We start from the raw sequence: 13,103 nt of genomic DNA, 5'->3' as shown, positions 1-13,103 counted from the left end.
TTTATACCTCTAAAATGCTATACACAGGAACAAATTTAGCTAATTCTTTAGCTCCATCAAGATCTTTTAGTTCTAGTAAAAAACAAGCTTCAATGCATTTTGCATTAAGCTTTTCTATAAGCTTAATAGCTGCGATAGCTGTGCCACCTGTAGCTATAAGATCATCTATGAGTAGTACTTTTGCGTTTTCGCTATTGTTAAAAGCATCTGTGTGAATTTCTATAATATCGCTACCATATTCTAAACTATAAGATTCTTGCAAGCATTTAAAAGGTAATTTACCTGGTTTTCTAATAGGAACAAACGGAAGTTTTAATCTAGCACTTAAAGCAGCACCAAAAATAAAACCTCTACTTTCTATACCAACAATATAATCAAGTTTTGTATTTTGATATTTTTTAACCAAATGATCCATTAAAAAAGTGAAAGCATTTTGGTTGTTTAATAAAGTTGTAATATCTCTAAAAATAATTCCTTTTTTTGGAAAGTCTTTTATAGCTCTAATATTATCTAGTAAATATTTTTTATCTTGCTCTTTCATTATAATAATGCCTCTATTTTTGCTTCTAATTCTTTAATTCTTTGTCGAAGTTTTTCATTTTCTATACGATATTGTGAATTTCTTGTTCTAAGGGAAGTTAAGTCTGCTTTGCTTTTATTAAGCTCTTCTGTAAGTATATCAATATTTCCTAAACTTCTTTGAAGTTGCACCTGTAGTTTCCTAATAACAATTTCAGTATCATCAAGATTATTTTTAATAAATTCTTTTGCTATTTTTTCTTTATGTAATAATGTTTTATAATACAACAACATAATAGTCATATAAATACTAATGCATATTAGTATAGTTAGTACAAGCCAGCTTAATATCATGAAATTTCCTCTATTTTACTAATTCTTACACAATGTCTTCCACCGCTAAAAGAAGTATTAATGAAATTGGTAATAATTTCAAAAGCCATATCTATCCCACATAGCCTTGCCCCTAAAGCTAAGACATTAGCATCATTATGTTCTCTTGAAAGTTTAGCACTTAATGGCTCATTACATAAAGCACAGCGTATATTTTTGTGACGATTTGCTGCTATACTCATTCCTATTCCAGAACCACAAACTAAAATCCCAAAACTTTTTTCATCTATTCTTGAACTAAGTAAATGAGCATAATCAGGATAATCACAACGTTCATTACAAAAAGGCCCTAAATCTTCTAAAATGATATTCTTTTCACTTAAAAAGTTAGAAATTTCTTGTTTTAGAGTAAATCCTGCATGATCACTTGCTATATAAATTTTTTCCCTTAACATAAATATTCACTTTTGCTACTTTTTTTAAAGTATTTATTTTATCATATTTAATTAAAATTTTTCTTTCTTGTATATAATGTTTTCAAATATTTATTTGATATAATAAATTTATTGTTTTTTAAGGTAAAATAATGAAACTTATATTAATTGGTTCTTCAACTGGCGGTCCAAGTCAACTTAAATTTTTACTCAATGATATAGAATTAAAAGATTGTGCAATAGTAATAGCTCAACATATGAATCCAGCTTTTATCCCTTCTTTTGTAAATCAATTCAACAAAGAAGCTTTAAGCGAAGTTATCATACCAAATGACAAAGAAATTTTGAAAAGTAAAATTTATATTTGCAAAAAAAATATGGTTTTTGGTAATGGAAATACTTTGACTTTAAATGCTACTGAACAAGTAAGTAGTTTTAATCCAGGAATTGATGTTTTGTTTAATTCTGCTGTAAATCTTTGCAAATATAATAAAATTTTAGCCTTGATTATGACTGGAATGGGAGATGATGGAGCCAAATCTCTATTTGAGCTTTATAAAGCTGGTGTTAGGTGTTTATGCGAAAATGAAGCTGATTCTATAGTTTATGGGATGCCTAAAAAGGCTAGAGATACAAATCCAAATTTAAAACCAATGAGTTTAATTGAACTTAAAAAAGAAATAGTTAATTTTGTGGAATCACAGGAAAAATAATGACAAAAATTACAGAAAATGAAATGCATGATTTTATAAAAATAGTAGAACAAATAAGTGGTAATAATTTAAACGCAAAAAAAGATATTTTACTTATAAAGCTTCCTAAATTTTTGCAAGAACTTGGTTTAAAAAGTCTTAGTGAATTAAACGAAAAAGTTCAATTTCAAAGGAATTTAAAACAAGAAACAATGGATTTTATCACAGTTTGTGAAACTTATTTTTTTAGAGAATTAGAACAATTAAAAGATGTAATTTTTTATATAAAATCTCTTGATCGTCCTGTAAATGTGCTTTGTGCTCCTTGCTCAAGTGGAGAAGAGGTGTATTCTTTAGCTATTTTAGCAAGTGAGAATTTTGTTAAAGGGGTCAATATTATTGGTATAGATATTAATAAAAAAATGATAGATAAATGTAATGATATGATATATTCAGAGCGTTCAGTAGCTAGATTAAATACTATGCAAAAAACGCGTTATTTTGATGTAAAAAATAAAATGTATTTTCTTAAAAAAGAAACTTTAGCTTGTAGATGTCGTTTTGAGCTTTGTAATGTTTTTGATGATTCTTTGTTTAAGCTTGGAAAATTTGATGTGATTTTTTCAAGAAATATGATGATATATTTTGATCAAGATTTTAAGATTAGACTTATGGAGCGTTTTTATAAGATTTTAAATAAAGAGGGTAGGGTTTATCCTGGAAAATCAGATCTTGTTCCAGAGACAGCTTATTTTGATAAAAACTTTTCAGCAGGTGGAGTTTATTATTCTAAGGTGGATTAATTATATTTTTTATTAAACCACCACCAATAAATTGCCGCAAATATAAAACATACTCCTAATCCAAAGGTAAAATAATTTAATTTTAATCCATAAAATTCAAATAAATATCCAGTAGAAAAAGCAATAATTGCACTAAAAGTTAAATATACCATATCATTATATGCTATTACCCTACCATAGTATTTTTTATCACAATCATTTTGCAAAAGCGTATAAGTATAGCTCCATAAAGATGAAGTGCAAAATCCTGCCATTATAAGTCCTATAAAAGCAATGTAAAAATTAAACTGCAAGCAAGCCCAAATCATTATACCTATACCTTGTGCTAGATATAAATATACTAAGGTATTTTTATTGATATATGGACTAAGTACATAAGGTCCTATAAGTAAAGAAATTGCTCTTATAGCATTAGATAATCCTATAGCTAAAGGTATGGAAATGATTTTGGCATATTCATATTCAGCTAAAAGCGTGATTAATACATCATAAGCTGTTATACCTACTACTCCATGAAGCAAAATTAAATGAATGATTTTTTTATTGCTGAAAACATAAACTAAACCTTCTTTGATGAGTATTAAAGGATTGTTTTGTGTTGTATTTTTTTCATTTGGCAAAAGTAGTGTTTTTAGTATAAGCATAGCACAAAATAACATTAAAGTATCAGCTATGAAAGCTGGTTTAACTCCAAATAAATCTATAAATAATCCTGCAGCACCCATACCTAAAGCATATGATACAGCCCATATAATACTATGAAGCTCATTGCCTAGTTTTAATTCTTGTTGGGTTAAGATTTTAGGTAAAACTGACATTTCTGTTTGAAAATACATACTAGCAACAGCCATACGGATAAATGTTAAAAGATACAAAAACCAAAGCATTGCTAAAGAATTTACAAAAATTAGCATAAAAATAGAAATCATTTCAATACTAATCATAGTTAATAATAAATTTTTAGGTTTAAATCTATCTACTATTATTCCATTTATTGGTGCAAGTATAATAGAAGGCAAGAAAACGAAAATAGCTGAAAAACCTATAATATTTGCTGGTGCTTGAAGTTCTTTTGTTAAAAGTGTAAAAACTCCAACTTGAGAAAACCAAGCTCCAAAATAGCTTATAAATTGAACTATAGCTAAAAGTCGAAAAGTTTTGTTGGTTTTAAGTAAAGATCTATAAGTCATAATGATCCTAGAAAATATGAAAATTAAAGGTTTTGATTATATCCTTTTTAAGATTATTTTACATTTAAATGTTATAATAATCTTTTTAAGAGGATTAAAAATGAATAGATTAAGTAAAGAAGAAGCTTTAGAAATACTTCAAAAAATGCCTTTATATGAATTAGGAGAAAAAGCTTATAATAAAAAATTACAACTTCATCCTGAAAAAATAACTACTTTTGTAGTAGATAGAAATATAAATTATACTAATATTTGTTGTATTGATTGTGATTTTTGTGCCTTTTGTAGAAAAGAAAAAGATGATGATTCTTATATTTTGAAATACGAAGAGATAGGGCAAAAAATAGAAGAATTACAAGCTATAGGCGGAACGCAAATTTTATTTCAAGGCGGAGTTCATCCAAAACTTAAAATAGAATGGTATGAAGATCTACTTTCATATATAAAAACACATTATCCTGCCATAACCGTGCATGGTTTTTCTGCTGTTGAGATAGCTTATATAGCAAGAGTTTCTAAAATTTCTATAGAAGAAGTTTTAAAAAGATTGCAAGCTAAAGGACTTTTTTCTATACCTGGAGCAGGTGCTGAAGTATTAAGCGATAGAGTAAGAGATATCATAGCACCACATAAATGCGACACGGCTACTTGGCTTAAAGTGCATGAGAGTGCACATAATATAGGTATGAAAAGCACTGCTACTATGATGTTTGGTACGGTTGAGAGTGATGAAGAGATTATTGAGCATTTTGATCATTTAAGAAATTTACAAGATAAAACAAATGGCTTTAGAGCGTTTATTTTATGGTCATTTCAAAGCGAAAATACCCCTTTGATTAAAAAACACCCTGAAATTATCAAGCAAAGTTCTAATAGGTATTTAAGATTATTAGCTTTAGCAAGACTTTACTTGGATAATTTTAAAAATTTACAAAGTTCTTGGGTTACACAAGGCTCATTAATAGGTCAACTTGCTTTAAAATTTGGAGCAAATGATTTAGGTTCAACTATGATGGAAGAAAATGTTGTAGCTGCTGCTGGTGCAAAATATAGAATGAATCAAGAGCAGATGATAGAGCTTATAAAAGATATTGGAGAAATTCCAGCAAAACGCGACACAGCTTATAATATCTTAGAAAGGTTTTAATGTTGCATTTAGATTTTGATAATACCAAAATAGACATAATATATGAGTATGAAAATGAACTTCCTATAGTTTATTTTAAAGTAATTTTTAAAAATAGTGGCAAAATAGCGGAAAAATATAATGCTGGTTGTGCGAGTATGCTTGCAAGAATTTTAAATGAAGGAAGCAATGATGAGTTTTTTAAAAGCTTAGAATATCGTGCCATAGAACTTTATGCTAAATCTAGCTTTGAACATTTTCAAATAAACTTAAAATGTTTAAAAGAGCATTTTGAATTTGCTATGTTAAAACTTCACGAATTGCTTTTAAATATCCGTTTTGATGAAAAAATACTACAAAGATTAAAAATAACAGCTCTAGGAGAGCTTGCAAGTTTAAATACAGATTATGATTATCAAGCAAAAAGACTTTTAAATAAAAATGTTTTTAAAGATGAAATTTTTATTAGTGGTCTTGATGGAACTAAAGAAAGTATAGAAAAGATTAGTTTAAAAGAATTGCAAGATTTTATGAGTGAAAATTTGGTACTTGATAATGCTTTATTTGTTTTTGGTGGAGATATTGTGGAAGATGAAATCAAAACAGCAACACAAAAAATTTGTCAAATCCTAAAAAGAAATATTCCAAATCAAAACAAAAGCTACAAACTAATTGATGAAAGCATTGAAGTAAGCGAGAAAAAGACTACAGAGCAAGCTTATATATACTTTTGTTCACCATTTAACGTACAAATTGATGATGAGAAAATGTATTTAGCTAAACTTGCTTTGTTTATCTTAGGTCAAGGTGGTTTTGGTTCTCGTTTGATGGAGGAAGTGCGTGTTAAAAGAGGTTTAGCGTATTCTGCTTATGCTATGCTTGATGTAAATTTAAACTATAGTAGAATTTTTGGGTATTTGCAAACTAAAAATGAAAGTGCAAATGATGCTAAAATTTTAGTTAAAGAAGTTTTTGAAAATTTTATTCAAAATGGAGTAAATGAAAAAGAATTTCAACTTGCAAAGCAATTTTTAGTAGGTTCTATGCCTTTAAGATATGAAAGTTTAACTAAAAGACTAGATATAATGCTAAATGAGTATTTACATGGTTTAAAACTTGGAAATTTAAAAGAAGAAGTGCAAAAGATCAAAAATGCTACTTTAGATGAATTGAATGAATTTATCAAAGCACATAGTGAAATTACCAAAGTGAGTTTTGCAAGTATAGAAAATGAAAGTTGAAGAAAAGGATTTAAAACTACTTCATACTTTAGGGGTTAAAAATTGTATTGATTTGGCTTTGATACTGCCTAAAAAATTTGATGATTTTAGAATTTCAAAGTTTCCAAAAGATACATTTTGCACCCAAAATGTAAAAATTATTAGCACGCAAAATTACCACTCTCAGCTTTTTATGCTTTGTGAATGTTTAGAATGGGGTATAAAAGCAAATATAGTGATTTTTCATCCTAATAAATGGCATTTTAAAATTTTTAAGACAAATGCTTTGGTTTGTATATACGCAAAGATGAATTTTTTTAATGGAATTTGGCAGTTTGTTAATCCAAAGATTGTAAAAAATATAGGTCAAATACTACCAAAATATCAAATAAGTGGTATTAAAGATGAAAATATACAACAACTCATATCAAAATATGTAAATGAAGTTAATTTACAAACATTAAAATTAGAGCAAAAGTACATAAATCTTCTTTTAAATTTGCATAATTATAAAGACTTGAAAATTTATGAAAATTTTAATGTTTTTATAAAAGATTTAAAATATATAGAAATATTTAATTATTTAAGACGATTAAAAGGTAAAAAGGTAGAACAAAAATCTTATAAAATAGAGCTTTTTGATATTTCTTCTTGGATAAAAAATTTAGATTTTGCTCCTACAAATGATCAACTTTTAGCTATTGAAGATATAAAAAAAGATTTGCAAAGCAATAGTGCAAAAAGGCGTGTGGTAATGGGTGATGTGGGTTGTGGCAAGACTTTGATTATACTTGCTGCAAGTTTGCTAGTATATCCCAAAAAGGCTATCTTGATGGCTCCAACTAGCATATTAGCAGAGCAAATTTATTATGAAGCAAAAAGACTTTTACCTGATTTTGTTAATGTGTTGCTTTTAAAAGGTGGAAAAAAGGATAAAGATTTAGCAAAATTAAAAGAACAAGCTCATTTTATTATAGGTACACATGCACTCATTCATCAAGAAGAATTTGAAGCAGTTTTAGTGATGATAGACGAGCAACACCGTTTTGGTTCTAATCAAAGACAAAAAATAAGTGAGCTTAGCAAAAACTCTCAATATACTCCACATATCATACAATTTTCTGCTACACCTATACCAAGAACACTTTCTATGATACAAAGCGAACTTGTAAATTTTAGTTTTATCAAACAAATGCCTTTTAAAAAAGACATTAAAACTTTTTGTATACAAGATAAAGATTTTAAATATTTGCTTAAAAAAATAGATGATGAAATAGCTAAAAATCATCAAGTAATTATCATTTATCCTTTGGTGAATGAAAGTGAAAATATAGATTATTTATCACTAGAGCAAGCACAAGGATACTGGATAAACAAATACAAAAATGTTTATGTCACTCATGGAAAAGATAAAAATAAAGATCAAATTTTACAAGAATTTAGAGAAAAAGGAGCAATTTTGCTTTCAACTACCGTGGTAGAAGTTGGCATTTCTTTACCTAAGCTTAGTGTGATTGTTATAGTTGGTGCTGAAAGACTTGGACTTGCTACTTTACACCAGCTTAGAGGTAGAGTTGGTAGAGTAGGTCTTGAGAGTTTTTGTTATTTATATACTAAACAAAAAGAAATTCCAAGTCGTTTGCTAGAATTTGCTAAAACTTTAGATGGATTTAAAATAGCCGAGCTTGATTTAAAAAACAGGCTAAGTGGGGATTTACTTGATGGTAAAATTCAACATGGCAATCATTTTAAATATTTTGATTTTGCAGATGATGAAGAATTAGTTATCAAAGCAAAAGAAAATATTAAAAATATGGAAAAAGAAAATGGATAAACATTTTGAGATAATAGCTTCTTTTGGTAAAAAAATACATTTTAAAAAAGGAAATATTTTGTTTTTTCAAGGAGAAAAAGCAAAAAAAATTCTTATTTTATTAAGCGGTAAAGTGCGTATATATAAGGTTAATGCTAGGGGGTTTGAGCTAACTTTACATACTTTAACTCATACAAATTTTATAGCTGAAATGCCTGTTTTTGAAGGTATTGAATATCCAGCCAATGCTATTTGTGAGCAAGATTGTGAAATTTGTGTATTGGATTTTGAAAAATTTAAAAAATTATGTATAGAAAATGGAGAAGTAGGTTTTTTACTTTTAACTTCTTTGATTGGTAAAATCCGAATTTTAGAAAATTTTATTAGACAAAAATCTTTGGATTTAAAATCAAGATTGCTTAGTTTTTTACTAGAAAATGAAGAAAAATTACAAAGTTTAAAGCAAAAAGAAATAGCGGTAATTTTAAATCTACCTCCTGAATCCTTATCGCGTTTTCTTAAAGAATTAAAACAAAAAGAGCTTATTTGCACAAATAAAGGTAAAATAATCATTTTAGATAAAGAAAAAATACAAAATTTAATTAAGTGTTTTTAAGTCTTATTTGTTACAATATTGTATTTTTAGCAACGGAAGGTTTTATGGATTTTGATTTTTTAATCAAGTTTAGCCCTATGTTTTTACAAGCTTCTTGGCTTACTTTAAAACTCGCTATATATGGTGTATTTTTTTCACTTATAATAGGATTGTTTTGCGTCATAATAAGTTATTTCAAATTTTCTTTTTTAAATACAATCTGTAAAATTTATATAGAATTTTCAAGAAATACACCATTATTAATTCAACTTTTCTTTTTGTATTATGCTTTACCTGAATTTAATATACATCTTAGTTCTTTTACTTGTGCTGTAGTAGGACTTAGCTTTTTAGGTGGTTCATATATGGCTGAGAGCTTAAGAGCAGGTATGGAAGCTGTAAAAAAACAGCAGTATGAATCTGGGCTTTCTTTGGGTTTAAGTAAATGGCAAAATTTATATTATGTGATTATTCCTCAAGCCTTAGGTGTTGCTATGCCAAGTATTAGTGCAAATATTATTTTTTTACTCAAAGAAACTTCAGTAGTAAGCATTATTGCTTTAGCGGATTTAGTATATGTGGCTAAAGATCTTATAGGACTTTATTATAAAAGCAATGAAGCTTTATTTGCTTTGGTACTTTGTTATTTAATTTTAATTTTACCTTTATCTTTAGTGTTAAACCGTATAGAAAAAAGGTTGAATTATGTTTGAAATTTTAAACCAAGATACCTTTTTTAGACTAGCACAAGGTTTAAAGATCACTTTAGAGCTTTCGTTAATTAGTGTTTTGATTTCACTAATAGGAGGAGTGATTTTTGGAATTTTAATGCATTCTAAAAACAAATTCCTTTATGCTTTTTGTCGTTTTATGCTCGAGTTTGTGCGTATTATGCCTTTGATTGTTTGGCTTTTTATAGTGCATTTTGGTTTAGCTAAATGGTTTGGATGGCATTTGAGTGCTTTGGGTTCAAGTGTTATTGTTTTTAGTATTTGGGGTGTGTTTGAGATGATGGATTTGGTTAGATCATCTTTGGCTAGTATTCCAAAACACCAATATGAATCCGGACTTTCTCTAGGTTTTAATAAATTTGAAGTTTATCTTTTTATCATTATACCTTTATCCTTAAGAAGACTTTTGCCAATGAGTATTAATCTTTTTACAAGAATTATTAAAAGTACTTCTGTGATTTATTTGATTGGAGGTATAGAGCTTATTAAGGTTGGGCAGCAAATTATAGAATTAAATTTATTTCGAAATTCTTATGCTGCTTTTGTTATTTATGGATTGATATTATTGATTTATTTTATACTTTGTTATCCTTTGTCGGTATATTCAAAGTATTTAGAAAGAAAATGGAGCTAATATGAGTATATTAAAAATACAAAATTTACAAAAATATTATGATAATCATCATGTTTTAAAAGATATTAATTTAGAAGTAAATCAAAAAGAAGTAGTGGTTATACTAGGTCCAAGTGGCTGTGGAAAATCTACACTTTTAAGATGCATTAACGGCTTAGAAGAAATGGCCGATGGGGCTATTTTTATAGATGATGAAAAAATTGATAAAAATTTTAAAAAATGGACCCAGATTCGCCAAAAAATTGGTATGGTTTTTCAATCTTATGAGCTTTTTGATCATTTAAATGTGGAGCAAAATATACTCTTAGGTCCATTAAAAGTGCAAAAAAGAAAAAAAGAAGAGATCTTAGAAGAAGCAAAATACTGGCTTGAAAGAGTAGGACTTTTACATAAATTAAAAGCCTATCCTAAAGAGTTAAGCGGAGGACAAAAACAGCGTATAGCTATAGTTAGAAGTTTATGTATGAATCCTGAAATCATGCTTTTTGATGAAGTTACAGCTGCACTTGATCCTGAAATTGTGCGAGAAGTTTTAGATGTGATTTTAAATTTAGCAAAAGATGGTATGACTATGCTTATAGTTACTCATGAGATGGGGTTTGCTAAAGCAGTTGCTGATAAAATAGTCTTTATGGATGATGGTAAAGTAATAGAGATTTCAAATCCTAAAGACTTCTTTGAAAAACCAAAAAGTGATCGTGCGAAAAAATTTCTCAATTTATTTGATTTTCATCGTTAAAATTGACTTTTAAAGAATTTGTTTAAGAAAATAATATAAGGTTTAAAAATTCAAAATTTTAATCATAAGGAAAAAGTATGAAAAAGATTTTTCTTTTATCGTTTTTAATGGCACTTTTTTTTAGTGCATGCTCAAATTCAAATTCTAATGAAAACTCCATAGAAAAAATCAAACAACATGGTGTTATCCGCATAGGTGTATTTGGTGATAAACCTCCATTTGGTTATTTAGACGCACAAGGGAAAAATCAAGGTTATGATGTGTATTTTGCTAAACGCATAGCAAAAGAGCTTTTAGGCGATGAAAATAAAGTGCAGTTTGTTTTAGTAGAAGCTGCAAATAGGGTGGAATTTTTGAAATCAAATAAAGTAGATTTGATTTTAGCTAATTTTACTAAAACTCCAGAAAGAGAAGCTGTTGTTGATTTTGCTTTACCTTATATGAAAGTTGCTCTTGGGATAGTGGCTCCTAAAGGATCAGATATTAAAACTATAGATGATTTAAAAGATAAAACTTTAATTTTAAATAAAGGAACTACAGCTGATGCATATTTTACAAAAAATATGCCAGAGGTAAAAACAATTAAATTTGATCAAAATACAGAAACCTTTGCAGCTTTAATCGGTAAAAGAGGCGATGCGCTAAGTCATGATAATGCATTGCTTTTTGCTTGGACTAAGGAAAATCCAAATTTTGAAGTGGTGATTAAAGAGCTTGGAAATCATGATGTCATAGCTCCTGCTGTAAAAAAAGGCGATGAAGTTATGTTGAAATTTATCAATGATTTGATTGTAAAATTACAAAATGAGCAATTTTTCCACAAAGCTTACGATGAAACCTTAAAACCATTTTTTAGTGATGATATTAAAGCTGATGATGTAGTAATCGAAGGTGGTAAAATTTAATAATGCAAAAAGCTTTTAAAAATACCATCTATGCTTCTTTGGGTGGTATTTTAGAATTTTATGATTTTGTGCTTTTTGTCTTCTTTGCGAGTGTTTTTGCAAAGATTTTTTTTCCTCAAAATGATGATTTTTGGCCTTTAATAAATACTTATATAGCTTTTGGTGCTGGGTATTTAGCAAGGCCTTTTGGAGCTATTATAATGGCTCATTTTGCAGATACTAAAGGTCGTAAAAAAGTTTTTTATATAAGTATGCTTTTAATGGTTGTTCCAAGTTTTATTTTAGCAATCTTACCAACCTATGAAAGTATAGGTTTATTTGCGACTTTTACACTTTTTATTATAAGAATTACTCAGGGACTGGCAATTGGGGCTGAGGTAAGTGGTGCATGGATTTTTGTTAGCGAATTTGTAAGCAAAAAAAGAGTAGGTTTGGCACTCGGTTTTATTTCAGCAACTCTAACTTTAGGATTGTTACTTGGAAATTTAGCTACTTTAGCTGTTTATGAGTATTTCACAAAAGAAGAGGTCGAAAAATTTGCTTGGAGAATTCCTTTTATAATTGGTGGATTTTTTGGAATTTTTAGTTTGTTTTTAAGAACCAAGCTTAATGAAACTCCACAATTTAAAACTCTTAAAGCCAAAAACTCTATTTTAAATTTTCCTTTAAAAGATGCTTTAAAAACTCATAAATTGAGTATGTTTGTATGTGCCTTGCAAACTATAGTTTTAACTAGTGGTGTTGCCACTTTAATGATACTACCTCAATATTTTGAAAGCTTGTTAGAAGTTAGTAAAACTACTGCCTTGTATTATCAAAATTTGGCTATAGTTATGATTATTTTGGGTAGTTTATTACAAGGTTACTTAGCGGATTTATTAGGACATCTCAAAATTTGTGTATTTTTTACATTTTTATTTGGTTTTTTTGGAATTTTGTTTAGTTTTTACAATGAACAATTTTTAATGTTTTATTTGTTTGCTTGTTTTACTCAAGGTATTATAGCTTTTGCACCTATTTTTATGACTCAAATTTTTAAAACTTCACTAAGGTCAAGTGGTCTTTCTTTTGCTTATAATATCTCTTATGCTATCTTAGGTTTTTTAACTCCTTTTGCGATAAATTTTTTATATAAAGATTTTATGCATATTTATGTTGTATTTATTGTATTATCTAGTTTATTAAGTATTGTTTTGATTAAGAAATTTTTTTACTAGTATTTTAAATAATACTTTTAATATTTATTATTTTTTAATAATATATATTTATTACATTAATATTTTATTATTATAAATACCCCAATTTTAAGCTTAAATTTACAAATATAATATTAATATTCTTTTGTGTGTTTTTAAATTATTAATAATCA

The 13,103-nt window shown here is 27.6% G+C and carries 15 protein-coding genes; 11 read left to right on the top strand and 4 right to left on the bottom strand.

Annotation, left to right across the window (positions count from 1 at the left end; all coding sequences use genetic code 11):
* Position 1 precedes the first annotated feature (1 nt).
* The 3 genes from apt to rpiB are packed head-to-tail and all read right to left on the bottom strand — an operon-like array spanning position 2 to position 1,307.
* Positions 2–541, bottom strand: coding sequence for an adenine phosphoribosyltransferase (gene apt / locus CAQ16704_RS05885; RefSeq protein WP_039667312.1), 540 nt, complete (start codon positions 539–541; stop codon positions 2–4).
* A complete protein-coding gene (locus tag CAQ16704_RS05880) occupies positions 541–873 on the bottom strand; it encodes a hypothetical protein (protein ID WP_039667311.1) in 333 nt (110 codons plus the stop codon). Before CAQ16704_RS05880 ends, apt begins: the two co-directional genes overlap by 1 nt.
* Positions 870–1,307 (bottom strand): ribose 5-phosphate isomerase B, encoded by a 438-nt coding sequence (gene rpiB, locus CAQ16704_RS05875; protein ID WP_039667310.1) that lies wholly within the window; start codon positions 1,305–1,307, stop codon positions 870–872. Before rpiB ends, CAQ16704_RS05880 begins: the two co-directional genes overlap by 4 nt.
* 131 nt (positions 1,308–1,438) lie before the next feature.
* On the opposite strand from rpiB, the gene CAQ16704_RS05870 reads away from it, so the two are divergent.
* Both CAQ16704_RS05870 and CAQ16704_RS05865 read left to right on the top strand, forming a co-directional pair.
* On the top strand, positions 1,439–1,999 hold the full coding sequence (locus CAQ16704_RS05870; RefSeq protein ID WP_039667309.1) for an MCP protein-glutamate methylesterase: 561 nt from the start codon (positions 1,439–1,441) through the stop codon (positions 1,997–1,999).
* Positions 1,996–2,781 (top strand): CheR family methyltransferase, encoded by a 786-nt coding sequence (locus CAQ16704_RS05865; RefSeq protein ID WP_235361663.1) that lies wholly within the window; start codon positions 1,996–1,998, stop codon positions 2,779–2,781. The genes CAQ16704_RS05870 and CAQ16704_RS05865 overlap by 4 nt, the downstream gene beginning before the upstream one ends.
* On the opposite strand, the gene CAQ16704_RS05860 is transcribed toward CAQ16704_RS05865, so the two are convergent.
* Complete coding sequence (locus CAQ16704_RS05860; protein ID WP_039667307.1) at positions 2,778–3,971, bottom strand: MFS transporter; 1,194 nt, start codon at positions 3,969–3,971, stop codon at positions 2,778–2,780. The genes CAQ16704_RS05865 and CAQ16704_RS05860 overlap by 4 nt on opposite strands.
* A 100-nt stretch (positions 3,972–4,071) precedes the next feature.
* Here CAQ16704_RS05860 and CAQ16704_RS05855 point away from each other — a divergent pair, with 100 nt between their 5' ends.
* The 9 genes from CAQ16704_RS05855 to CAQ16704_RS05815 all read left to right on the top strand — a co-directional run bounded on the left by CAQ16704_RS05855 (position 4,072) and on the right by CAQ16704_RS05815 (position 12,951).
* Positions 4,072–5,118 (top strand): dehypoxanthine futalosine cyclase, encoded by a 1,047-nt coding sequence (locus CAQ16704_RS05855; RefSeq protein WP_039667752.1) that lies wholly within the window; start codon positions 4,072–4,074, stop codon positions 5,116–5,118.
* A complete protein-coding gene (locus CAQ16704_RS05850) occupies positions 5,118–6,338 on the top strand; it encodes a M16 family metallopeptidase (protein WP_039667306.1) in 1,221 nt (406 codons plus the stop codon). Before CAQ16704_RS05855 ends, CAQ16704_RS05850 begins: the two co-directional genes overlap by 1 nt.
* Complete coding sequence (gene recG, locus CAQ16704_RS05845) at positions 6,328–8,151, top strand: ATP-dependent DNA helicase RecG (protein ID WP_039667305.1); 1,824 nt, start codon at positions 6,328–6,330, stop codon at positions 8,149–8,151. The genes CAQ16704_RS05850 and recG overlap by 11 nt, the downstream gene beginning before the upstream one ends.
* The gene (locus CAQ16704_RS05840; RefSeq protein ID WP_039667304.1) at positions 8,144–8,746 is read left to right on the top strand and encodes a nitrosative stress-response regulator, Crp/Fnr family; all 603 of its coding nucleotides are present in this window, start codon (positions 8,144–8,146) and stop codon (positions 8,744–8,746) included. Before recG ends, CAQ16704_RS05840 begins: the two co-directional genes overlap by 8 nt.
* 44 nt (positions 8,747–8,790) lie before the next feature.
* On the top strand, positions 8,791–9,438 hold the full coding sequence (locus CAQ16704_RS05835; protein ID WP_039667751.1) for an amino acid ABC transporter permease: 648 nt from the start codon (positions 8,791–8,793) through the stop codon (positions 9,436–9,438).
* Entirely contained in the window at positions 9,431–10,090 is a 660-nt protein-coding gene (locus CAQ16704_RS05830) for an amino acid ABC transporter permease (RefSeq protein WP_039667303.1), read from the top strand. Before CAQ16704_RS05835 ends, CAQ16704_RS05830 begins: the two co-directional genes overlap by 8 nt.
* A 1-nt stretch (position 10,091) precedes the next feature.
* Positions 10,092–10,829, top strand: a complete 738-nt coding sequence (locus CAQ16704_RS05825; protein ID WP_039667302.1) for a pathogenesis-associated glutamine ABC transporter, ATP-binding protein — start codon at positions 10,092–10,094, stop codon at positions 10,827–10,829.
* A gap of 107 nt (positions 10,830–10,936) precedes the next feature.
* A complete protein-coding gene (locus CAQ16704_RS05820; protein ID WP_442856712.1) occupies positions 10,937–11,734 on the top strand; it encodes a cysteine ABC transporter substrate-binding protein in 798 nt (265 codons plus the stop codon).
* 2 nt (positions 11,735–11,736) lie between these two features.
* Positions 11,737–12,951, top strand: a complete 1,215-nt coding sequence (locus tag CAQ16704_RS05815) for an MFS transporter (protein ID WP_039667300.1) — start codon at positions 11,737–11,739, stop codon at positions 12,949–12,951.
* Positions 12,952–13,103: the final 152 nt, after the last annotated feature.

Source organism: Campylobacter sp. RM16704 (genome assembly GCF_000816245.1).
Taxonomy (GTDB): Bacteria; Campylobacterota; Campylobacteria; order Campylobacterales; family Campylobacteraceae; genus Campylobacter_D.
This window is presented reverse-complemented; position numbering and strand designations above follow the sequence as displayed.